This window comes from Vibrio sp. 10N.286.48.F5 (genome assembly GCF_041469785.1).
In the GTDB taxonomy this organism is placed as follows: domain Bacteria; phylum Pseudomonadota; class Gammaproteobacteria; order Enterobacterales; family Vibrionaceae; genus Vibrio; species Vibrio crassostreae_C.
Map to the genome: position 1 here is coordinate 65978 of NZ_JBFRLG010000008.1, position 22117 is coordinate 88094.

Genomic DNA, 22117 nt, shown 5'->3' on the forward strand with positions numbered 1-22117 from the left:
AAAAAGACTGAACGTGAGAAAGTGTTGGCCGGTGAACTCTATAACCCGGTAGATGATGAGTTAAGTAAAAAGACGTCGTAGGTGCAGAAAAATAGAACGTCAACTTAACAACACAATGATAGGTGCTCCAGAGTAGAGGAATTCAATTGATGAACTTAGTCATCTTTGTGGCTTTTTAGCTAACTTATTGATTGCTAGGTTAACAATGTTACTAAAACACTTTTGTCCAAAAACGAGTTGAACTAAGCCGCTCTTCGACTATGACGACTACCAGCGAACTCTGTTTAAAGTCCGTTAATTTTAGCAAACCTTCATAATCACTGGTTCGAATCACTGGCGCGAATCACTGAGTTGATTTTTCATATACGCCAGAAACGAAAAATGTCGCATCCATGCGACATTTCTCTTTTGGCGGCCAAACCAGTTTTGCTATATCCATTCTAGATTTCAATCCATTAGGAGATTATTCAGAATGTAATTATAAGACGCTGTTAATGTTGATTAGTTCCCTTTATGCGGCATTTTTTTTCGATTTATCTTCTAAGTCGAATGACGCAGCGATTAATTTCTTGGTGTAGTTGTTTTTCGGCGCATTGAAAATCTCTTCTGCAGACCCTTCTTCCATTACTTCGCCCTTCTGCATCACCAGTACGCGATCCGACAGTACTTTCACTACCGAGAGATCGTGGCTGATGAACAGGAAGCCGATATTGTGCTTGGCTTGAATGTCTTTCAGCAGGTCAATCACGGTCAGTTGTACTGAGCGATCGAGTGCTGAAGTCGGTTCATCCAGCAAAATGAAAGAGGGCTCTAGAATCAGTGCGCGAGCAATCGCGATACGTTGTCTTTGCCCGCCAGAGAACTCATGTGGATAACGGTTTATTGAATTCGGCTCTAAGCGAACTTCAATCAATGCTTTGCGCGCTCTTTCTAAACGTTCTTGCTTGGATAGATGAGGTTGATGCACCGTTAAGCCTTCGGTGATAATTTCTCCAACTGTCATGCGTGGTGACAAAGAACCATAAGGGTCTTGGAACACCATCTGTACATCTTTCTTGAGCTTATGACGTTCTCTGTCGGTTAATAAACTGACATCTTGGCCTTTATAAACAATGCGTCCGGTACTTGGTAGTAAACCGATTAACGCTCGTCCCAGTGTTGACTTGCCTGAGCCAGATTCACCCACAATGCCTAACGTTTCACCTTGTTTAAGGGTCAATGAGATGCCTTTTACAGCTTCGAAGTACTGACTCTTACTTTTGATAAAGTGCGATTTAACCAAGAATTGGACCCGTATGTCTTCAGCGTTTAACAATTCTTGGGCTGATTCATGGACAGGAATCTTAGCGCCTTTCGGAATCGAGTTAATCAGCATTCTTGTGTAATCATGTTTAGGACTATCGAACAAAGATTGAGTCATCCCTTCTTCTACGAGCTCACCTTTACACATCACTAGCACGCGGTCTGCAAAGTGTTTCACCACACCTAAGTCATGGGTGATGAACAAAATTGCCATTCCCATCTTGCCTTGGATCTCTTTGATAAGAGCAAGCACTTCAGCTTGAACCGTTACATCTAATGCAGTTGTAGGCTCGTCAGCAATCAGGATATCCGGTTCATTAATCAGCGCCATTGCGATCATGATGCGTTGCAGCTGACCACCCGAAAATTCGTGAGGGTACTTGGTGTACGACTTTTCTGGCATTGGCAAGTGCACAAGATTAAACAGCTCAATCACTCGCTGTTTGGCTTGAGACTTTGACACTTTACGATGCCACATAATAGCTTCTGCCACTTGTGTGCCCACGCGCAGGTATGGGTTGAGAGAGGTCATCGGTTCCTGAAAGATCATGCCGATTCTGTCGCCACGAATCGACTGCATTTCTCGTTCAGTCTTGCCAAGTATTGATTGCCCCTCAAATTCTATTTCAGATTGAGCATCAATGATGGCGTTATCAGGGAGCAAACGCATCAGTGCGTTAGAAGAGACTGATTTACCTGAACCTGATTCACCAACAATGGCCAAGGTTTCGCTAGAATTAAGGGTAAAGTTAACCTTTTTTACCGCATCAATGATTCCATCATTGGTTGTGAAGCTAACGGAGAGGTTATTGACTTTAAGAATGGCCCGGTCCGACATGATATATCCTTATCAATTTAAGACATTAGGTGAAGATTTCACTTCTGACGTGGTTTTAAGTTGCCCAAAATGGTGATGAGCACGTTGAATTTGTTCTAGTTCGAGCATCCAATACGAACTGCGCTGAGCGCTGCAAAAAGCGATCAGGTGATTGAGCAAACCTTCGCTCTGCTTTTCCAATAATCCAAAGGTACGTTGAATCAGCTCAGTGTTCTCCAGAGAGATAAATTGCATCAGAGCGTAAGATTGATTCAAGGTATCGAAGGCTTGTTGGTGCTGACCTAATCGGTTGAGTATCTCTGATTGAGCGACGCTCGCGTCTCTTAACCCGGCAAGCAAGCAGGCAAATTGGCAAGGCTTGATATCGCTTTGGTATGCTGCATCTTGGATGTGATGAGGAAGTGAGGTTAGAACATCACCATAAAGGCGTTGTGCTTCTGGCCAGTGACCTTGTTCCATTAACTGTTCAGCTTTTAGGTAGTGCATCCAGCATCGTTCAATTTCCATATCCACATCCTCAATTTATAATATCAGAAAATGTTAATGATATTTATTATCAATTGCAAATTAAAATCATTCACATGTTAAGTTGGTGAATTAAATGACGAGCTATTCCTAAAAATGGCTTAAATTGTGTGTTATTTGTTCAGTTGAACAGCTGTGTAGCGTAAGTCACTAAATTTGTAGGAAATTACATCTACACTGATTTTATCTACACCCAAGTAATGAAGGACTAAGGAGGCGGCGATGGCGATGCAAAGACTCAATACAGAACAGCTGTATCAGGTAGCGGATTTAGATAAGCTACCATGTAAGTCGACCAAAGAACTGGCTCCAATTGACGAAATCGTCGGGCAGGAACGGGCACAAAAAGCCGTTGAGTTCGCGATGTCAATCAAGGAAAAGGGTTACAACATTTATGCGATAGGGCGAAATGGTCTGGGTAAACGCACCATGATCTTGCGCTATCTGAACCGTCACCCTCAAGAAGTGCAGGAGCTTTTTGATTGGTGTTATATCGCGAACTTTGAAGATATTCGTACACCTAAGGTACTGAAATTGCCGCGTGGCGTTGGCAGCAGCTTAAAGCAAGATATTGAAAAATTGATGCGTAAACTGCTGAAAGGTATGCCTCTAGCGTTTGATAACGAGATGTACTTTAGCCGTGCTGACAGGCTTAAAAACCAATTAGCAGCTAAGCAACAAGCCGCGTTAGAAAGCATTAGCCAAGAAGCGAAAGACAAGGGCATTAACCTGACGATCACCACTCAGGGTGATTACCAGTTTGTGGCAATGAATGGCGATGATCTTCATACCGAAGAGAGCTTTGATCTGCTTTCGCCGGAAGAGCAAGATCAATTCGATAAAACCATTGATGGATTGGAAGTCGGCCTACGAACCATCTCTCGTGAACTGACGGAACTTGAAGAGACGTACACTGAGAAAATTCAAAAGCTGAATGATGATACGGCGCGAGATGTGATCACGCACTTCATCAAGCAATTGAAGAAGGATTACAGCCAATATCCAGACATCAAAAAGTACCTAACGGCACTGCGTAAAGACATTGTCGACAACGCTGACATCTTCTTAGAAGAGAGCACGGAGCAAGCAGAAGTTGCAACGGCCTCTTTGGATAAGAAAATGCCGCGTCGCTACAAGGTTAATGTGATTGTGAGCCAAAAGGAGGAGACTCTGCCGATCGTGGTGGAAGAGAATCCAAATTATCACTCTCTGTTTGGCTATGTAGAAACGGCGACGTTCAAGGGTACTGTCTTTACTGACTTCTCATTGATTCGCGCAGGTAGCTTACACAGAGCCAACGGTGGCGTATTACTGATGGATGCGGTGAAGGTACTTGAGCAGCCGTACGTTTGGGAAGGCTTGAAACGAGCACTGCGTTCACGTCAATTGAGCTTCACTTCATTAGAAAAAGAGGTGACCTTAACGGGGGCGGTATCGCTTGATCCAGAACCGATTCCATTGGATGTTAAGATCATCCTGTTTGGCGATTACCGAACTTACCAACTGCTGCAACACTACGATGCAGAGTTTGGTGAACTGTTCCGTGTAACGGCCGATTTTGAAGATGAGATGAAGCGTACTCCCGATTCTGAAATGCATTACGCGCGCTTTATTTCGAGCATCGTGCACGACAACAACATGCTGCATTGTGACCGTAAAGCGATCGCTCGCATCATTGAGCACAGCTCTCGTCAGGCGGGGGACCAAGGTAAATTGTCTCTGCACTCTGCTCACATTGCTAATCTGCTTCGTGAATCAAACTACGTGGCGAGAGGCTCAAAATCGAACCTGATTCGTGCAACGCACGTTGACCAAGCGTTATCTAACCAACAGATGCGTGTCGGACGACTGCAAGACAGCGTGATGGAAACCTTCACTAACGGCACAACGCTAATCCATGTTGATGGTCAAGCGGTTGGGCAAGTGAATGCTCTGTCTGTACTCAGCACGACGGATCATATGTTTGGTGCGCCGAACCGAATCACGGCAACCACCGCTTACGGTGATGGTGAAGTGATTGATATTGAAAGAAACGTAGACCTAGGTGGCAGTATTCACTCAAAAGGCGTGATGATCTTGTCGGCTTACCTTTCTTCCGTATTTGGTAAGACAGCCAAAGTCCCGCTCACCACTAACATCACCTTCGAGCAATCGTATGGTGGCGTCGATGGTGACAGTGCGAGTATGGCCGAGTTCTGTGCGGTTGTATCAGCGTTCTCTAAGCAACCAAACCGTCAAGATATCGCAATTACAGGCTCGATGAACCAGTTTGGTGAGTCTCAGCCAATTGGTGGTGTGAACGAGAAAATTGAAGGTTTCTTTGATGTGTGTGAAATCAAAGGGCGTTCAAACGAACAAGGGGTGATCATCCCGCGTTCAAATGTTCACAACCTGATGCTGCGTAGCGATATTGTGAAAGCGGTTGAAAAGGGCGAGTTTAATATCTGGGCGATTGACCATGTAACAGAAGCGATTGAACTGTTCACAGGCAAAGCCGCAGGTGAGGCGAGTGATGAGGGTAGTTATCCAATTGATACTATATTTGGTATCGCCCAAGCTAAACTGAACGCACTGCGCAAATAGTTTGAATATCTAGATACACAGTTTAATAGCTAAGCTAAATAGATAGATAAACAAACAGATAAACAGCTAAAACGCAAAAGCCATCGATTCTAGAGTCGATGGCTTTTTTGTTGGTTACGATTTGGTTTACCAGTGAGCTATTTGTATTTGGTCAGCTTGCTGTATTCGGTGAAAGTCGCGTGTTAAAAGGCGTTACCCATTTCGTAAGCAAAGCTTGGTGCCATCGAACTTCAGTTTTGCCAACAAGTGTTTGGCGTTAGCTCGGCCAATATCATCAAATTCGACACCGTATCGAGCGTAGTGTGTCGATTTCTGTAGATTGCAGACGATGCCTCGCAATGGCGGAATCAGTGGGCCGTTGTAGTTCTCAGGGGTTATCTCAATAGACACGCGATCGGCAATCTGAATCGCACGAGAGGTTGGTGAGGTAACGAAACGACAACCACTTTTCGATAAGTCTCTTATCTCACAGTTTGCTCGCTGGTCGTTGAAGATGATTCTTGAAGCCAGATTCACTTCATAGCGTGTTTCTTTACGCAGCTGAGTCACTTGCATCGTGCTTGGTGTTGAAAGTACAAGAATAGGGAAGGGTTCACCAATCTTATGGTGAATTTGGCTTCTAAAGTGGATAAGCGCGCCTTCACCTCGTAGAGAATACGCACGAGCGGTCATCCAAAAACCTTCTTGAAAGAAAAAGTTCAGATCTTCATTGGATACCTCGGGAACCTCAACCACAATACAGTTATCACTGTGCGTTCCGATAAACCTGGTGGTGGCGAGAAACTTCGTGCCAACGGGAGTCGAGACATTTAATGTCAGCTCACTGCCGTGCTCAATCATGGCCAGTGCATCAGTGCTATTGATAGTGGAAACGGTGCGATTACGAGGGTCTTGAAGTGCCTGATTATGCTCCAAAGGCTTCTTCAGGGGTGCGTTCATTATATGTTCTCCATGCGCCAACATGCGTCTGTTAGTTATATTGGTAACTTGCTAACAAGGGGTTATTACGTGCTAGATTTAGTGGACGTACTCACATAGATTTATAGAGTGCCTTTTATCATTGCTGATTTTATATTAAGCCGATTGCACTGAATTATTTGCTGTGTTTGTAAGTACTTAGTTTTATTTATATGCACTTGCGCTAGTCTATTACAAGGAACTCATACTTCAAACTTTTATTGTTTGTCGTATCAATTATTTGCAGGAGTTGAGAATGCAGGCAGTAAAATGGGATCAAGAAGTGAACCAGATCACGGTAGAGTTAGAACCCAACCAGTTCGCGGTCGTTAAGTATCAAAAGGACGGAGATGTACTACATATCACGTCGACACGCATTCCTGATGAACTGCAAGGCAAGGGCTTTGGTAAGGTGATGATGGAGTCGGTATTGCCTGAAATTGAACAAGCGGGCTTCAAAATTGTGCCGGTTTGTAGCTATGTGGCTCACTACATGAATAGGCAGCCACAGTGGTCACACCTTCTATCCGATAAAGCATAACAACGAGTAATATGTCTCAATCAATATCGTCGAATAATCGAGCTCAACCTGAAGCGGGTTCAAGTCAAAATCAGCCAGAGCTTTATCAACAAGAGTTTTATCAAAATGAGCTTTATCAAAAAATAGCGACCTCGCTGGGTTGTCATGAAGGGTTTGATGTCCAAGTGATTCAACGCCTATGGGGTGGATATGGCGAGTTAGTTCGCTTAGTCTTTTCTCAAGAAAGCAGTGCGGAACTCAAGAGTGTGATTGTTAAACATGTCGCGTTGCCAGATAAAGCTGAACACCCAAAGGGTTGGAATACCAAACTCTCTCACCAACGAAAGGTACACTCTTACCAAGTGGAAACAGCTTGGTATCAGTCATTCACCCAACAATGGGACGAGCGCTGCCCTGTACCTGTTGGGCTGCAATGTGAACTAGAAGAGAATGAGTGGCTGATAGTGATGCAAGACTTAGCGGATATTGGCTTCCCGTTGATCTCTCAGTTTGATGTGCTTGCTGCTTCTGACTATCAGGCATCTAGTTACACAAGAGAAGAGCAAAAACAACGCGATGCTTGCCTTAAATGGCTCGCTAACTTTCACGCAAAGCATATCAATATCAATCAAGAGCAGTTGTCATCATTGTGGCAAGTCGGTACTTATTGGCATCTAGATACACGTCCTGATGAGCTCAATGCCTTGGCTGATTTACCATTGAAGAATCAAGCCAAGCACATCGACCGTTTACTCAAAGAGTGTCCATATCAAACCTTAGTCCATGGCGATGCCAAGCTCGCCAATTTTTGTTTTGATTCTGAAAGCGAGCGAGCAGCTGCGGTCGATTTCCAATATGTGGGTTACGGCTGTGCGATGAAAGACGTCGCCTTGTTCATGAGCAGCGCGATTAGGCCACAAGATTGCGCAGAGCTTGAATCAGAAGTACTAGATGCTTACTTCCACTACTTGAAAGAGGCATTGGCGTACTATCAGCCACACCTTTCATTTGATGAGGTAGAAGCAGCATGGCGACCAATGTTTTACGTGGCGTGGGCCGATTTCCAACGTTTCGTAAAAGGCTGGAGCCCAGAGCATTGGAAGATTAACCCTTATACTGAGCAGTTGACCTTACGAGTGCTCACTCAATTAGACGAACAGGAGTCCGTCAATGTTCGATAGAACCGCGAGCTGGAAAACGCCGCAAAACTTTTTATTACTGATTTCGATTGTTGTACCGATCGCGTTTTCGAGCTGGATGGCTCTGCTTAATAACTTCGTGATTGAGAAGGCGAACTTTGATGGCGCCGATATTGGTTTGTTGCAAAGTGTTCGTGAGATCCCAGGCTTCTTAGCGTTTACCGTGGTGTTTGTTTTAGCCTTCATTCGAGAGCAACGCTTTATGTTGATATCGCTGGCGATGCTGACCGTGGGCACGGCGATAACCGGTTTATTCCCTTCACTCACTGGATTGTTGCTGACTACGGTTTTGATGTCGACGGGTTTTCACTATTTTGAAACGCTGAAGCAGTCTCTGTCACTGCAATGGTTGAGTAAAGAAGAAGCACCAGAGATGTTAGGTAAGATGATCTCCGTTGGCGCGTTGGCATCTTTAATCACTTATGGCTCTATTTGGGTGATGTTAGAGCAACTCAAACTCGACTTTGCTTGGGTGTATGGCATCACTGGCGGAATTGGTTTTGTTTTAGTTTTGGTGATGACCTTTGGCTTCCCTGAGTTTCAAACCAAGACGCCACAGAATAAGAAGTTGGTACTGCGGAAGCGTTACTGGCTCTACTACGCGCTAACGTTTATGAGCGGTGCGAGAAGACAAATCTTCACTGTGTTTGCAGGCTTCTTGATGGTAGAGAAGTTTGGTTACTCGGCTGCCGACGTCACATTGTTGTTCTTGGTTAATTACCTATTTAACTTCTTGTTTGCGAAGCGCATTGGTCGATTTATCGGTGTGGTGGGTGAGCGTAAAGCGTTGATCTTCGAGTATGTTGGCTTGATTGGTGTGTTTGTCGGTTATGGTTTGGTGCAAAGCGCGGAATGGGCGGCGGCACTTTACGTGATCGATCACCTGTTCTTTGCATTGGCGCTGGCGATCAAAACTTACTTCCAGAAAATCGCAGACCCGGCAGACATGGCATCAACTGCTGGTGTCTCTTTCACCATCAATCATATTGCAGCGGTCGTTATTCCAGTGGTGTTTGGTGTGATTTGGTTGTCTTCTCCTGCAACGGTTTTCTATATTGGTGCTGCGATGGCGGCGGTTTCTTTGGCGTTGTCTTTAAACATTCCGAAGACACCTGAAGAAGGTAATGAAGTGCGAATGTTTAGCTGGCGTTAATGTTGGTCTCGATATTATGAAATAAGCAAAAAGCTCCAATAGTGATATTGGAGCTTTTTGTTTATGTGGGATATGTATATCTAATCCGCAAAATAGGTTTCACGAGGATCAGTTTCTTACGGTTTTTAATTCGGTACGCAGCTTGAAGATTCCCTTTGGTGCTTTGGTCAGTAAGATGCCGCAAAGTAGAGGAATCATCATTACAAGTGACTGTTCAGATAGAACCTCACCATTGATGCAGCAAGAGATCAGCAGCGCAACCACTGGGAAGATTAGGAAGCAGATAGACGCTTGGAAAGGTGTCGAAACCTGACCTAATTTAAAGTAAGCCACAATGCCGCCAACACTCGCCACAAAGCCTAGGTAAACCACAGCAGAGATTGAGTCCCAAGTGAAAGATTCAATATTCACGTTTTCACCTATAGCTGATACAGCAAATAAGAATAGAGCTGCAATTAGGCTTGGTACGGCGTTGTAGGTCAGTACTTCAATACCTTTGCAGTGCTTTTGAACCAGCACATACATCACTGCGTGAATCGCAACAGCAAGGCCTAAGCAAACCGTGCCAATTAGGTAGTCATCGCCACCCATCTGCATTTCATTACCAAGGATTACACATAGGCTCACAACAGCAGCGATCAACCCGAATATCTGGTGCTTCGCTAGTCGTAGACCTAAGAATAAGCCAGACATCAACATCACAGCCACAGGCATGTTGGCGAAGATGATCGACGCTAAACCTGAAGAGATGTATTGCTCGCCATAGATCATCAACGTAAACGGAATCGCGAAATACATCAACGCAACAATAAGCAGCCATTGGCGCTTACCTTTAGGGAACAGCAGTGGTTGGTTGAAGACTTTCGCCAATACTGCAAGCAGAGGTGCTGCAAGTAAAAAGCGCAACGCAGTAGCAAAAATAGGTGGGATAGAATGCAATGCTACTTCCATAGCGAACCAAGTGGTTCCCCAAATTAAGCAAACAGAGACAAAAAGCAAAATAGTTAGCGACTTCGAATTCATGGTGACTACTCATTAATAATTATTTTAAATCATAGGCTTGTAGCGCCTTAATGACATGGCACAGTATAGAAAGGTAGTCGGAGAAAAGTTTTGTCTTTTTATCTCTAATTTGAGTTTTTTGTGGAAATTAAATCTCTAGTATGATTATTTTATAGAAAATAAATTCGCTTTAGATAGTTAAAGTAAAGTCATTGTTCTTTGTGAGGTTTAATTTAACTTAAGGAATGGTCAACTCAACGAGTATGGCTGTTGGGTTATTGCTGTTAGCGTAGCAACAAAAAACGCGCCCTCAATGAGGCGCGTTTTTGAACAATACGTTTAAGAGGCTGCGTCTACTGCGTAACAGGCTTGACTTGTTTGGATTGTCTTACCGCAAGGATAAGTTGTGGTAGCAGTGACATCACTATCATGCCGGTCATTAGTGAGTATTGTACTGCAGTGAATGATTCACCCATCAACACCATACCGGTCACGATGCCAGCTACTGGGTTTGCGATGCCACCGAAGGTGAAATCAACCACCGACATACGCTGTAGCAACCACACATACATGCCGTAACCCAGCGCTGTGTTTAGGCCAATCACCCACACGAGTCCCATAGCATTACGAGTATCGAAATGAGTCACGGCATTAACATAAGGCTGCGGGTCGATGAATGCATGAACGCCAGACGCGACAGACAAAATCGTACCACCCAGAATCAACTGCCACGTTAATACCTTCCACCAGTGCATGCGGTTACCCAGTGACTTGGTAATGCTGCTGCCGATGACAATACACATTATTGCGGCGAACATTGCGCCTAAACCGATTGGGTTCAGAGCAATTTGGCTTGGGTTAAACAGTATCCACGCTAAGGTGATCAAGCCAATACCCGAAAGGGCCTGAATCAGATGCGGGCGCTGTTTTTTCACTACCCAGTGGAAGATCATCGCGAACACTGGCACAGAGATCATACCCACGCCAGAGATTGCCGAAGGCAGCGTTAGCGCCATCACGAAGATCAAGCCAAAGAAGGTCGCGATATTGATAAGGCCCAGTGTGAAAATGATTTGCCACTCGCCTTTTTTAGGCAGTGTTGGTTTTACTGCTAGCAATAACAAACCAGCAGGTAACGCACGCAAAGCACCCAATAATAATGGTGGCCACTCCTGTAGCGTAAATTGCGTCACTGCATAGGTTGTTCCCCAAAAGAACGCGGGGATCATTGCTAATAATATGTTCATTTAAAATATCTTTACGTTAAGATAACTATTGTGTGAACTGTATACTGAGAACTAGTGGTTGTAAAGTATCTTTATGTTAAACTAGTTTGAAGTAATCAGACTAACAACGGAGCGAGATTGCAAATGGATGCTATCGACCGCGTAGTAGAGCAATGGGCAAAGGAAAAGCCCGAACTAGATACTGAGCCTATGGCAATGATGGGTCGGATTATGCGTATTGCCAAGTATATGGAGACGCAAGTTGCCGAGCTTCATAAAAAATACGACATGAAGCTGGGTGAGTTTGATGTGCTGGCGACGTTGCGACGTTCTGGGAAGCCTTACCGACTGACGCCATCTGAACTGATTGGATCCATGATGCTGACATCTGGCGCGATGACCAATCGCCTTGATAAGCTAGAAGCCAAAGGGCTGATCAGTCGTGAACACAGCAAAGAAGACAGACGCAGCGTGAGTGTCCAGTTAACTAAAGATGGTCTTATTCTGATTGACCAAATGATGACTGAACATGTCGAAATGCAGAAAAAACTGGTTAAATCATTGTCTGCGAGTCAGAAGAAGAACACCAACCAACTTCTGAAAACATGGTTGAGCGCGTACGAGTAGTTTTTCTGATCTTCCTTTAGATTCAATAAAAAACCGAAGCTTAATCGCTTCGGTTTTTTTGTGCTTGTTTAAGAACTTCAAGTACAGCGAATTGGCGAGTTAAGCTTGCAGCATCTCGTCACTGAACAGTTCTGCACAACCAATGCCGTTGATGGCGCAACTTTCGTCGATGTCTGAGATGTCACCGCTGACCCCAATCGCACCAAGTACCGTTTTATCCTTATCTCGAATCAGTAGGCCCCCTGGCACTGGCACCATGTTTCCGTGTGCGAGTACGTTTACGGCGGAGATAAATGCTGGTCGATTATCAGCATCTTGGGCGAGTTTTCTAGAGGAACAACCCAGTGCGAGTGCTCCCCACGCTTTAGCAATCGCGATGTCTGGTCGCATCATGCTAGAGCCGTCTTGACGTTGCAGAGAAATCAGCTTGCCACCGCTGTCTAAGACGGCGACCGTCAAAGGTTCTGTGTGGATCTTGTTTCCTGCTTTTAAGGTGCCATCAATGATGGTTAACGCTTGTTGTAGAGTCAAACTTCCCATGTTATCTCCTAGTTTTTCAAGGGGCCGTGTACCAAGCTAAGTCAGCCAATCATTACGCTTGTTGTGAATATCATTGACTGATTCAGCTCGGTACAAGAGTCCTAACTGGACTCTTGTAATAGCCCATAGCTGGGTAAAGTTAGGAAGGCAGCGAACTCTTTGGCTGTAGAAAGTTGATAGAAAAGATCAGCTGTCTCTTCAAATCGACCTGCTGCATAGCGCGAGTCACCGACTTCATGTTTTATCGTGTCTAACTCCTGGTAAAGCCAAGAGTGGAACAATTGTTTGGTAAAGGTTTGGCCGTCATCAAGCGTGACGCCGTGGTGGATCCATTGCCAAATATTGGCTCTTGAGATCTCTGCGGTGGCGGCATCTTCCATAAGGCCGTAGATAGGTACACAGCCGTAGCCTTGAATCCAAGCTTCGATGTAATACAGCGCAATACGGATATTCTTGCGCACGCCGGCTTCGTCGCGGCTGCCTTCACAAGGTTTTAGCAACGAGTCTGCATTGATCACATGCTCCGGGCTTTGAAAATCCATTTGGTTTACTTTGCCATCTAAGTGCTTATCAAAGATCGACATTGCCAAATCAACCAGTGCAGGGTGCGCGACCCATGTGCCGTCGTGTCCGTTCTGAGATTCTCTTTGTTTATCTTCGATAACCTTGGCGGTTACACGTGCCATTTCTTGCGGGTCTTTTGCTGGAATAAAGGCTGACATCCCACCCATTGCTAATGCGCCACGAGCGTGACAAGTGCGCACCAACAGTTGGCTATAGGCGTTGAGGAATTCTTGATCCATGCCGATCCCGTGGCGGTCTGGCAAGATGCGGTCTTTATGGTTTTTCAGCGTTTTGATGTAGCTGAAGATGTAATCCCAACGGCCACAGTTCATCGCTACGATATGATCACGCATGGCGTATAAGATCTCTTCCATTTGGAATACGGCTGGCAGAGTTTCAATCAACACGGTCGCACGAATGGTGCCTTTGGGTACGTGGAAATAGTTTTCGGTGAAGCTGAAAATATCGTCCCACCACTGTGCTTCTTCCATGCTCTCAAGCTTGGGAATGTAGTAGTAAACACCTAAGCCTTGTTTTGCACGTGACTGATAGTTATGGAAAAAGTACAAAGCGAAGTCCATCAAGCAACCGCCGATAGGCTGATTGTTGAATTGAATGGACTGCTCTGGCAAGTGAATGCCTCGTGGGCGGGCAATCAGCAGTGCAGGATCGTTGTTTAACTGGTAACTCTTCTGCTTTTTCTCATCGAAGTAACTAATGGTTCCAAGGTTGGCATCTCTTAGGTTGATTTGCCCTTCGACCATATTGGCCCAAGTCGGGGAAGACGCATCCTCAAAGCAACACATGAAGACTTTCGCGCCTGAGTTTAGCGCGTTGATCACCATCTTTCTTTCGATAGGGCCGGTGATCTCTACGCGGCGATCGAGTAGCTCTGGCGGCGGTGTTGCTACCTTCCACTCTTTATTCTGACGAATGGAAATGGTGTCTTTTCTGAAATTGGGTAGCTCACCCTCGTCATATTGAGCTTGTTTTGTGTCGCGGTCACTTAGCAGGGCATGACGGCGATCTCCAAATTTATTGACGAGAGCTTCTAAGAATTTTAATGCATCTTTAGACAAGATCTCTTTGTACTCGGAGTTGTCCATATTCCCGAGTACCTGCATACACTGTACTTCTTCTCTCTCTTTTACGTCATTCATCATTGTTGTCTCCTTTGAACAATACGATGTAACTTTGTATACAAAATGCTCTTTTTAAGGATATTTATATTGTAGAAATTGTAAACAAGCAAACGGTATTTAACATTTATTTATCATTAGGTCTTTTTGTAATTTATTTTTACGTAAAGATATTTTATGTAAAGCAATGAATTGTAAGCTTTTCAGGATGAGTGCGTACTTAATGTGATGGGTTGATGTAACAAAATTGTTTCATTCTGGGGTTGATAAATAGCGAGGATGGTTCATAGTACACAAAAGTTAGTTTAATTGTATACAATCTGAACTGGAGGTTCGAATGGCAATTATGAAAGCGATTGAAGCAGCGGTAGAGGTGCTTAAACGTGAAGGTGTAGACATCGCATTTGGTGTTCCCGGTGCAGCAATTAACCCTATGTATGCGGCTATGAAAAAGCTCGGAGGAATCGACCACGTCTTAGCTCGACATGTAGAGGGTGCCTCACATATGGCTGAAGGCTACACACGTACTAATCAGGATAATATTGGTGTGTGTATTGGTACTTCTGGCCCCGCAGGAACGGACATGATCACGGGTCTTTATTCTGCTTCCGCTGACTCGATCCCTATCCTATGTATCACTGGTCAGGCTCCGCGTGCTCGCCTTCATAAAGAAGACTTTCAAGCGGTCGACATCGAATCGATTGCCAAGCCAGTCACTAAGTGGGCAACCACGGTGCTGGAACCTGCACAAGTGCCACGCGCATTTCAAAAAGCCTTTCATTTGATGCGTTCTGGACGTTCCGGCCCAGTGCTGATCGATCTGCCTTTAGATGTGCAGCTGGCTGAGATTGAGTTCGATATTGATACTTATGAGCCACTTGAACCTTACAAGCCACAAGCAACCCGCGCTCAGGTTGAGAAAGCATTAACCATGATGTCTCAATCGGAGAAACCTTTGATTGTATCCGGTGGTGGTGTGATCAACGCAGGCGCATCTGAACTGTTGCAGCAGTTTGCTGAAATCACAGGTGTACCAGTGATTCCAACCTTGATGGGATGGGGCTCAATCCCAGATGATCATGAGCTAATGGCGGGTATGGTAGGGCTACAAACTTCTCACCGTTATGGCAATGAAACCATGCTTAATTCTGATTTTGTGTTTGGTGTTGGTAACCGCTGGGCTAACCGTCATACCGGTTCTGTGGATGTTTACACCGAAGGCCGAAAGTTCGTACATGTAGACATTGAACCAACCCAAATAGGCCGTGTGTTCTGTCCTGATTTAGGCATAGTCTCTGATGCCAAGGCAGCGCTAGAGCTAATGGTTGAAGTGGCACAAGAGTGGCGTGACGCTGGCAAACTGCCGAACCGAAATGCTTGGGCAAGTGAGTGTCAGGAACGCCAGTCGACCATGCTGCGTAAAACCAATTTCGATGAAGCGCCAATGAAACCGATGCGTGTTTATGAAGAGATGAACAAGGCATTTGGTCGTGACACTTGTTATGTGAGCACCATTGGTTTGTCGCAAATTGCTGCCGCTCAGTTCCTGCATGTTTATAAGCCGCGTAACTGGATCAACTGTGGTCAAGCTGGCCCATTGGGTTGGACAACACCAGCCGCATTGGGTGTACGAGCGGCCGATCCAAATCGCGATATTGTCGCTATCTCTGGTGACTATGATTTCCAATTCATGATTGAAGAACTGGCCGTCGGCGCGCAATTCAATCTGCCATACATTCATGTGTTGGTGAACAACTCGTATCTAGGTTTGATTCGCCAAGCACAGCGCCAATTTGATATCGACTATTGTGTACAACTGGCGTTCGATAACCAGAATGCACCAGAGCTTGAAGGCTACGGTGTTGACCATGTTGCCGTTGTTGAAGGCCTAGGTTGTAAGGCAATTCGAGTTCGTGAACCAGAGCAAATTGCGGCAGCGTTTGAGCAAGCCAAAGAGCTGATGAACAAGCACAAGGTGCCAGTGGTCGTTGAGCTGATTCTTGAGCGAGTAACCAACATTGCGATGGGCGTAGAGATCAATGCCATCAACGAATTTGAGCCACTTGCCGAAAGCCGCGGCGATGCCCCAACAGCGTTAGCGTACAAGTAATCATTAAGTCATGTGTATACGTAGAGCTGAGGTTTAGCTCTACGGAAAGTCTCCAAGAAATCGGAGCCTTACTAAGCAACCGTAGCTCCATCAAATAACCGTTGCTTCACTAAACAGTCATAGTTTCACCAAATAAAGAATAAGGACAGAGTCATGGCAAAATTTGCAGCAAACTTGTCAATGTTATTCACGGAAGTTGATTTTATGGATCGCTTTGAAGCTGCCGCAGAAGCGGGCTTTCAAGGTGTCGAATACCTTTTCCCATATGCCTTTGATGCGGATGAGATTAAACAAAAGCTCGAGGCTAATAACCTAGAGCAAGTGCTATTTAACTTGCCTGCGGGTGATTGGGACGCTGGCGACCGTGGTATCGCGGTCGACCCAGCACGAGTTGAAGAGTTTCAAGCGGGTGTACCTAAAGCTATCGCTTACGCAAAAGCGCTCGGTTGTACTCAAGTGAATTGCTTGGCCGGGATTGTTCCGCAAGGTGTGACCCAACAAGATGCGCAATCGGCGTTTGTGATTAACCTGCATTACGCGGCGAACGCGCTAGCAGCAGAAGGCATTAGCTTAGTGATAGAGGCGATCAATACCCGTGATATTCCGGGCTTCTTCCTAAATACCACAGAGCAAGCCAAAGCGATCATTAAAGAGGTAGGGAGCGATAACCTTTCTATCCAATACGATATTTATCATATGCAAATTATGGAAGGCGATCTAACGCCGACCATGCAGCAGAACATTGGTCAAATCGCACACGTGCAATTGGCTGACAATCCAGGTCGACACGAACCGGGGACTGGAGAAATCAATTACCCATTCGTGCTCAATTATCTTGATGAGCTTGGTTATCAAGGCTGGGTTGGCTGCGAATACAAGCCAAAAACAACGACGACAGAAGGCCTTGGTTGGCTACACCAGTACCGTTAATTGCGTCTGGTAACCCTCAAACGTTAAGGAGAACAACATGTCTAAAATTGCATTTATCGGAACTGGCATCATGGGTAAACCTATGGCGAGTAACCTTCAAAAAGCAGGTCACGATTTGATTCTGTCGGATCACTTTAATGCAGCACCTGCCGATCTTGTGGCAGCGGGTGCAACGGTCTGTCATTCACCCGCGGAAGCGGCTGAAGCAGCAGGTATCATTATCTTAATGGTGCCGAATACCCCTCAAGTAGAAGACGTCCTGTTTGGTGACAATGGCGTCGAGCAAGGCCTTAACGCCGGTGGCGCTGCTGGAAAACTGGTTATCGATATGAGTTCAATCTCACCAATCGCAACCAAAGCGATTGCAGCACGAATCAACGAAGGCGGTGCTTCATACCTCGATGCACCGGTATCAGGTGGCGAAGTAGGCGCGATTAATGCGGCGCTGACTATCATGGTTGGCGGTGAGCAAGAAGCCTTTGATAAAGCACGACCTCTGTTCGAAATCATGGGTAAGAACATTACGCTAGTAGGCGACAACGGTGCGGGTCAAACCTGTAAGGTCGCAAATCAAATCATCGTTGCTCTGAATATCGAAGCCGTGTCTGAGGCGCTCGTATTTGCTTCGAAAGCCGGTGCCGATCCAGCACGCGTACGTCAGGCGCTATTAGGTGGCTTTGCTAACTCTAAGATCTTGGAAGTGCATGGCGAGCGCATGGTTGAAGGTACATTTGATCCTGGATTTAGAATCTCGCTTCACCAGAAAGACCTGAATCTTGCGCTAACGGGCGCACAGGAGCTAGGGGTTGCGCTACCGAACACGGCAAATGCACAAGAGCTGTTTGGCGAGTGTGCCGAAATGGGCGGTGAAGGTTGGGACCACTCTGCGCTTATCCAAGCGATTGAGAAACGTTCTGACCACTCGATTCGCTAATTAATTAAGGCTGCTATCGATTCGTAGCCCAACAGTTTGTTTATAAATCGCGTAGTTTCGTCTCCTTTTATACGCGTTCCTGATACGAGGCAGAGGTTGAAGTTGTTCCTTTCCAACTTGATCTTAGCAGGCACCCTTTGGCCTTGTATCGGGGTTCTTTTTTTCTCCGTCAACTAAGGAGTGGCTGATGGACATTGATGCTAAGCAGTTTCTGCAAACCCTTTTCTCAAGTGCTGTTAATCAGGCGCTACCTAAAAATCACATCGAACCTTTTCTTCCTAAAGACATTTTTTATCGCTCTGCTAACCAAGCTGGGCGAACTGTCGTTATAGGAGCAGGTAAAGCAGCCGCGTCGATGGCCGCCGAGCTGGAAGCGGTTTGGCAGGCAAAGAAACAGCAAGACCTTGCACTGCGTGACCTTGAAGGCTTGGTGGTGACTCGTTATGAGCACACCGCCCCTTGCGAACACATTGAGGTGATTGAAGCGGCGCACCCAGTCCCAGATGCGATGGGCTTAGAAGTGAGCCAACGTATGCTGGAATTAGTGAGTGGTTTGAGTGCTGACGATACGGTTATTTGCCTATTGTCTGGCGGTGGTTCTGCTTTGCTAAGTCTGCCCGGTGGCGACATCAGCTTGGCAGAGAAGCAACAAATCAATAAAGCGTTGCTTAAATCAGGCGCCGCCATTGATGAGATGAACTGTGTTCGCAAACATCTATCTTCGATAAAAGGCGGTCGACTTGCTAAAGCGGCGTATCCTGCAAGGGTTGTGTCACTGGCGATTTCTGATGTGCCGGGCGATGACATTAGTGTGATTGCATCGGGCCCAACCGTACCCGACACCACCACGCGTTTTGATGCGATGGCCATTTTAGAACGTTATCAAATAGAAACACCACGCTCGGCATTTGAATGGCTAAATAATCCAGAGTCAGAGACCATTAAGCCAGATGATGCCTGTTGGAAGAACGCGGAGCACCATATTATCGCGACACCAATGTCGGCATTGGAATCCGCTGCTGCAGAAGCTGAAGGTTTTGGCATTCCGGCTTATGTGTTGAGTGATTGTATAGAGGGAGAAGCGCGAGATGTTGCGAAGGTGCACGCTGCGTTGGCTAAGCAAGTGGCCAATCGCAAGCACCCATTTGAGACGCCTTGCGTGATACTTTCCGGTGGCGAAACCACAGTAACCGTTAAAGGCAATGGTCGCGGTGGGCGTAACTGTGAGTTCTTGTTGAGCCTATATAACGAGCTTAAAGGCCAAGACAACATATTTGCATTGGCTGCTGATACCGACGGGATTGATGGTGTTGAAGACAATGCGGGAGCATGGATCGCGCCTCAAACATAGCAACTAGGTTCGAGCTTGTCGCTTAAAGCGCAAGACTACCTCGATGCCAACAACAGCTACGATTTCTTCAAGCAAGTCGATGTGCTTCTTACCACGGGGCCAACGCTGACTAATGTGAATGACTTCCGCGCAATATTGATTCTTTAACTTGAACAGTTCAAAAACACGGTATGGAATGGTCGCTTCTTAACAAATAGAGCGGCCATTTTATTGTTATCAATGCGGTGACCTTGAGTTCTGAGATTATCTTCTGGACTAATGAAGCACGTTGATTACTATGAATTTAGTAACGAGCTGTAAAGGATGCAATATGTCTAGGATCAGACAAAAGAATCAAGATTTAATCATCGAAGTCGCGTGTGAACAATTCGCCACTCATGGTTATGCCGCAACAAAAATGGCTGATATCGCAAAAGCGGCCGACATTCCCAAACCTAACGTATTCTATTATTTCAGCTCTAAAGATAAGCTCTACAATGCTGTACTCGAAACCGTCACTCAGCCCTTGCTAGAAGCATCTCGTCCGATTGAAGAGCTGAGCGATCCTGTTGAAGCCTTGTCTCAATATATTCAAACTAAACTGATTATTTCTCGCGACCATCCACATGCCTCTAAAGTATTTGCCAATGAAGTGATGTCGGGCGCGAAAGTGCTGCCGAAAGAGATCGGTGATGAGCTGTATAAGCAATCCCAGATGATTCTTGATAAGTTCTCAACGTGGTCAGCACAAGGCTTAATGGATGACGTCCCTGCACACCACCTGATGTTTACCATCTGGGCAGCCACCCAAACCTACGCCGATTTTGGTTGGCAGATTTGCAGCGTAATGCAGAAAGACCAGCTCGATCATAAAGACTATGAAGATGCCGCTGAGTTCATCACACAGTTAGTGATTAAAGGCTGTGGTGTGAAAAGCTAATGTTGTTTGAACGTTTATCTAGGTGTGTGAGTGACTATAAGCACAGAACCTCTTTTGTGACCTGTTGTGCAATAACTCATTTATCTTGAATTCGGTTCGATTAGGTATGCCATTTTATTTAAATGACAGGTTATAGTATCGCGAAAATTGGCGGCACTTACTCTTCTGAAAAGCGAAAAGCTGGAAACTTATAGATGAAGCCGCTAACAATATTACACGCACAACATTAAGGTTTAGCAATGACGCTTAAAAGCTTGGCATGCACCATCAGCGCAGTTCTGCTTGCAGGTTGCGGTTCAACGGTCGCGACGCAAACATACAACGCTGATCTGATCATCACCAACGGACAGGTTCTCACCATCAATTCAGAAATGGATGTGATTGAAGATGGTGTTGTTGTAGTGAAAAACGACCAGATCATCGCAGTCGGTACCGAGGATTTAATGACTCAATATCGCGCAGAAAAAGTGATTGATGCTCAAGATGGAATCGTCATGCCGGGTATGGTGAACGCGCACAACCATTTACCGATGATCGCGTTTCGTGGCTTAGGGGAAGAGGGTATTTCGAATCGTCTGTTCGCTTACTTCTTCCCTCTAGAAGCCGAAAAGCTAAGCCGTGAACTGATTTACAACGCAACCAAGCTTGGCTCTATCGAACTAGCACAAAGCGGTGTAACCACTTATGCCGATATGTATTACCACATGGATGAAATGGCCAAGGCGACCAAAGAAGTCGGCTTACGCGCTGTGCTCGGCGAAACCGTGATTAAGTTCCCAGTGGTCGATGCCAAAGAACCTTACGGCGGCATTGAATACGCCAAAGGCTTTATCGAACAATACAAAAACGATGAGCTAATCACGCCTGCTTATGCGCCACATGCGGTGTACACCGTGAGCAAAGATAAGCTGCAAGAAATCAACAAGCTGTCTGCTCAATACGATGTGCCGGTGCTGATTCACGTTGCTGAATTCCCAAATGAAGAGAAACGCATCAAAGATGAAACTAAGGCAACATCGCCAGTCGAATACATGGATGAAATTGGTGTGCTGGACGAGCGCGTAGTCATTGCTCACGGTATCCATCTTTCGGAGAACGATCAAAAGCTTCTAAAGCAAGCTGACGCAGGGATCTCATACAACCCAATGGCGAACGCTAAAGGTGCAACTGGCATCGCACCAGCATGGGATATGTACCGTGCTGACATGCGAGTAGGCTTAGGAACAGATGGCCCAATGAGCTCTAACCAAGTCGATATCATGCGCACATTAAGCTACGCAGCGAACATGCAACGTTTAAAGCATTCTGACCGCACTATCATGATTCCTGAGCAAGTTATCGAGATGGCGACATTAGGTGGCGCGAAAGCCCTACACATGGAAGATCAAATCGGTTCTCTTGAAGCGGGTAAGAAGGCAGACATCGTGATTGTAGAGACAACATCAGCGAACATGATGCCAAATTACGACCCTTACGCGACCTTGGTTTACCAAGCGAACCCAAGCAACATCGACACGACGATTGTGAACGGCCAAATCGTAATGGAAAACCGTGTAATGCAAACCGTTCAACTGGATGAAATCCGCCAAAGCGTCGATGAGTTTGAAGCCGACATTACCGAGTTTGCCAAAGAACTGTCTAAGAAGGCGATTAAGTCGAAGAGCTTGATGGATTAAGATGTAAATCGGTTTCTAAAAA

The 22117-nt window shown here is 45.7% G+C and carries 17 protein-coding genes and 1 pseudogene; 11 read left to right on the forward strand and 7 right to left on the reverse strand.

Features of this window, described 5'->3' with window-relative positions; genetic code table 11:
* Window positions 1–511: 511 nt before the first annotated feature.
* Together AB4185_RS08125 and AB4185_RS08130 are read right to left on the reverse strand one after the other, a co-directional pair.
* On the reverse strand, window positions 512–2140 hold the full coding sequence (locus tag AB4185_RS08125; RefSeq protein WP_372135308.1) for an ABC transporter ATP-binding protein: 1629 nt from the start codon (window positions 2138–2140) through the stop codon (window positions 512–514).
* 12 nt (window positions 2141–2152) lie between these two features.
* Window positions 2153–2647, reverse strand: a complete 495-nt coding sequence (locus tag AB4185_RS08130; protein WP_102320288.1) for a hypothetical protein — start codon at window positions 2645–2647, stop codon at window positions 2153–2155.
* Between the two features lie 240 nt (window positions 2648–2887).
* On the opposite strand from AB4185_RS08130, the gene AB4185_RS08135 reads away from it, so the two are divergent.
* The gene (locus tag AB4185_RS08135) at window positions 2888–5248 is read left to right on the forward strand and encodes a Lon protease family protein (RefSeq protein WP_017061577.1); all 2361 of its coding nucleotides are present in this window, start codon (window positions 2888–2890) and stop codon (window positions 5246–5248) included.
* Between the two features lie 192 nt (window positions 5249–5440).
* Here AB4185_RS08135 and AB4185_RS08140 read toward each other — a convergent pair whose 3' ends face one another.
* The gene (locus AB4185_RS08140) at window positions 5441–6187 is read right to left on the reverse strand and encodes a flagellar brake protein (protein WP_017067648.1); all 747 of its coding nucleotides are present in this window, start codon (window positions 6185–6187) and stop codon (window positions 5441–5443) included.
* Between the two features lie 274 nt (window positions 6188–6461).
* On the opposite strand from AB4185_RS08140, the gene AB4185_RS08145 reads away from it, so the two are divergent.
* Genes AB4185_RS08145 through AB4185_RS08155 form a run of 3 tightly spaced genes read left to right on the forward strand, consistent with a single transcriptional unit; the run spans window position 6462 to window position 9077 of the window.
* On the forward strand, window positions 6462–6746 hold the full coding sequence (locus AB4185_RS08145; protein WP_265119679.1) for a GNAT family N-acetyltransferase: 285 nt from the start codon (window positions 6462–6464) through the stop codon (window positions 6744–6746).
* 11 nt (window positions 6747–6757) lie between these two features.
* Complete coding sequence (locus AB4185_RS08150; protein ID WP_372135309.1) at window positions 6758–7906, forward strand: phosphotransferase; 1149 nt, start codon at window positions 6758–6760, stop codon at window positions 7904–7906.
* Complete coding sequence (locus AB4185_RS08155) at window positions 7896–9077, forward strand: MFS transporter (protein ID WP_372135310.1); 1182 nt, start codon at window positions 7896–7898, stop codon at window positions 9075–9077. The genes AB4185_RS08150 and AB4185_RS08155 overlap by 11 nt, the downstream gene beginning before the upstream one ends.
* A gap of 108 nt (window positions 9078–9185) precedes the next feature.
* On the opposite strand, the gene AB4185_RS08160 is transcribed toward AB4185_RS08155, so the two are convergent.
* A complete protein-coding gene (locus AB4185_RS08160) occupies window positions 9186–10100 on the reverse strand; it encodes a DMT family transporter (RefSeq protein WP_372135311.1) in 915 nt (304 codons plus the stop codon).
* A gap of 332 nt (window positions 10101–10432) precedes the next feature.
* A complete protein-coding gene (locus AB4185_RS08165; RefSeq protein WP_017071977.1) occupies window positions 10433–11326 on the reverse strand; it encodes a DMT family transporter in 894 nt (297 codons plus the stop codon).
* A 123-nt stretch (window positions 11327–11449) separates the two neighbouring features.
* On the opposite strand from AB4185_RS08165, the gene AB4185_RS08170 reads away from it, so the two are divergent.
* Entirely contained in the window at window positions 11450–11932 is a 483-nt protein-coding gene (locus tag AB4185_RS08170) for a MarR family winged helix-turn-helix transcriptional regulator (RefSeq protein WP_017061583.1), read from the forward strand.
* 99 nt (window positions 11933–12031) lie between these two features.
* Here AB4185_RS08170 and AB4185_RS08175 read toward each other — a convergent pair whose 3' ends face one another.
* Together AB4185_RS08175 and aceB are read right to left on the reverse strand one after the other, a co-directional pair.
* Entirely contained in the window at window positions 12032–12472 is a 441-nt protein-coding gene (locus AB4185_RS08175; RefSeq protein ID WP_008220964.1) for a heme-binding protein, read from the reverse strand.
* 101 nt (window positions 12473–12573) lie between these two features.
* Window positions 12574–14199 (reverse strand): malate synthase A, encoded by a 1626-nt coding sequence (gene aceB, locus AB4185_RS08180; RefSeq protein ID WP_372135312.1) that lies wholly within the window; start codon window positions 14197–14199, stop codon window positions 12574–12576.
* Between the two features lie 313 nt (window positions 14200–14512).
* On the opposite strand from aceB, the gene gcl reads away from it, so the two are divergent.
* From gcl to AB4185_RS08210, 6 genes and pseudogenes are all read left to right on the forward strand, one after another.
* Window positions 14513–16285 carry a glyoxylate carboligase gene (gene gcl, locus AB4185_RS08185; RefSeq protein WP_372135313.1) on the forward strand — a complete coding sequence of 591 codons (1773 nt, stop codon included), beginning with the start codon at window positions 14513–14515 and terminating at the stop codon, window positions 16283–16285.
* 153 nt (window positions 16286–16438) lie between these two features.
* Window positions 16439–17215 carry a hydroxypyruvate isomerase gene (gene hyi, locus AB4185_RS08190; RefSeq protein WP_065584811.1) on the forward strand — a complete coding sequence of 259 codons (777 nt, stop codon included), beginning with the start codon at window positions 16439–16441 and terminating at the stop codon, window positions 17213–17215.
* A gap of 37 nt (window positions 17216–17252) precedes the next feature.
* On the forward strand, window positions 17253–18149 hold the full coding sequence (locus tag AB4185_RS08195; protein ID WP_372135314.1) for a 2-hydroxy-3-oxopropionate reductase: 897 nt from the start codon (window positions 17253–17255) through the stop codon (window positions 18147–18149).
* A 187-nt stretch (window positions 18150–18336) separates the two neighbouring features.
* Window positions 18337–19647: pseudogene (locus AB4185_RS08200) on the forward strand (glycerate kinase).
* Window positions 19648–19810: 163 nt separating this feature from the next.
* Window positions 19811–20419, forward strand: coding sequence for a TetR/AcrR family transcriptional regulator (locus AB4185_RS08205; RefSeq protein WP_372135315.1), 609 nt, complete (start codon window positions 19811–19813; stop codon window positions 20417–20419).
* Window positions 20420–20658: 239 nt separating this feature from the next.
* The gene (locus tag AB4185_RS08210; RefSeq protein WP_372135316.1) at window positions 20659–22095 is read left to right on the forward strand and encodes an amidohydrolase; all 1437 of its coding nucleotides are present in this window, start codon (window positions 20659–20661) and stop codon (window positions 22093–22095) included.
* Window positions 22096–22117 lie beyond the last annotated feature (22 nt).

Bases quoted from the DNA above. Each gene is read 5' to 3' on its own strand.
- AB4185_RS08125 (WP_372135308.1), bottom strand. From the start codon at position 2,140: ATGTCGGACCGGGCCATTCTTAAAGTCAATAACCTCTCCGTTAGCTTC.
- AB4185_RS08145 (WP_265119679.1), top strand. From the start codon at position 6,462: ATGCAGGCAGTAAAATGGGATCAAGAAGTGAACCAGATCACGGTAGAG.
- AB4185_RS08150 (WP_372135309.1), top strand. From the start codon at position 6,758: ATGTCTCAATCAATATCGTCGAATAATCGAGCTCAACCTGAAGCGGGT.
- AB4185_RS08130 (WP_102320288.1), bottom strand. From the start codon at position 2,647: ATGGAAATTGAACGATGCTGGATGCACTACCTAAAAGCTGAACAGTTA.
- hyi (WP_065584811.1), top strand. From the start codon at position 16,439: ATGGCAAAATTTGCAGCAAACTTGTCAATGTTATTCACGGAAGTTGAT.
- AB4185_RS08210 (WP_372135316.1), top strand. From the start codon at position 20,659: ATGACGCTTAAAAGCTTGGCATGCACCATCAGCGCAGTTCTGCTTGCA.
- AB4185_RS08135 (WP_017061577.1), top strand. From the start codon at position 2,888: ATGGCGATGCAAAGACTCAATACAGAACAGCTGTATCAGGTAGCGGAT.
- AB4185_RS08140 (WP_017067648.1), bottom strand. From the start codon at position 6,187: ATGAACGCACCCCTGAAGAAGCCTTTGGAGCATAATCAGGCACTTCAA.
- AB4185_RS08195 (WP_372135314.1), top strand. From the start codon at position 17,253: ATGTCTAAAATTGCATTTATCGGAACTGGCATCATGGGTAAACCTATG.
- AB4185_RS08155 (WP_372135310.1), top strand. From the start codon at position 7,896: ATGTTCGATAGAACCGCGAGCTGGAAAACGCCGCAAAACTTTTTATTA.
- gcl (WP_372135313.1), top strand. From the start codon at position 14,513: ATGGCAATTATGAAAGCGATTGAAGCAGCGGTAGAGGTGCTTAAACGT.
- AB4185_RS08205 (WP_372135315.1), top strand. From the start codon at position 19,811: ATGTCTAGGATCAGACAAAAGAATCAAGATTTAATCATCGAAGTCGCG.
- AB4185_RS08165 (WP_017071977.1), bottom strand. From the start codon at position 11,326: ATGAACATATTATTAGCAATGATCCCCGCGTTCTTTTGGGGAACAACC.
- AB4185_RS08175 (WP_008220964.1), bottom strand. From the start codon at position 12,472: ATGGGAAGTTTGACTCTACAACAAGCGTTAACCATCATTGATGGCACC.
- AB4185_RS08170 (WP_017061583.1), top strand. From the start codon at position 11,450: ATGGATGCTATCGACCGCGTAGTAGAGCAATGGGCAAAGGAAAAGCCC.
- AB4185_RS08160 (WP_372135311.1), bottom strand. From the start codon at position 10,100: ATGAATTCGAAGTCGCTAACTATTTTGCTTTTTGTCTCTGTTTGCTTA.
- aceB (WP_372135312.1), bottom strand. From the start codon at position 14,199: ATGATGAATGACGTAAAAGAGAGAGAAGAAGTACAGTGTATGCAGGTA.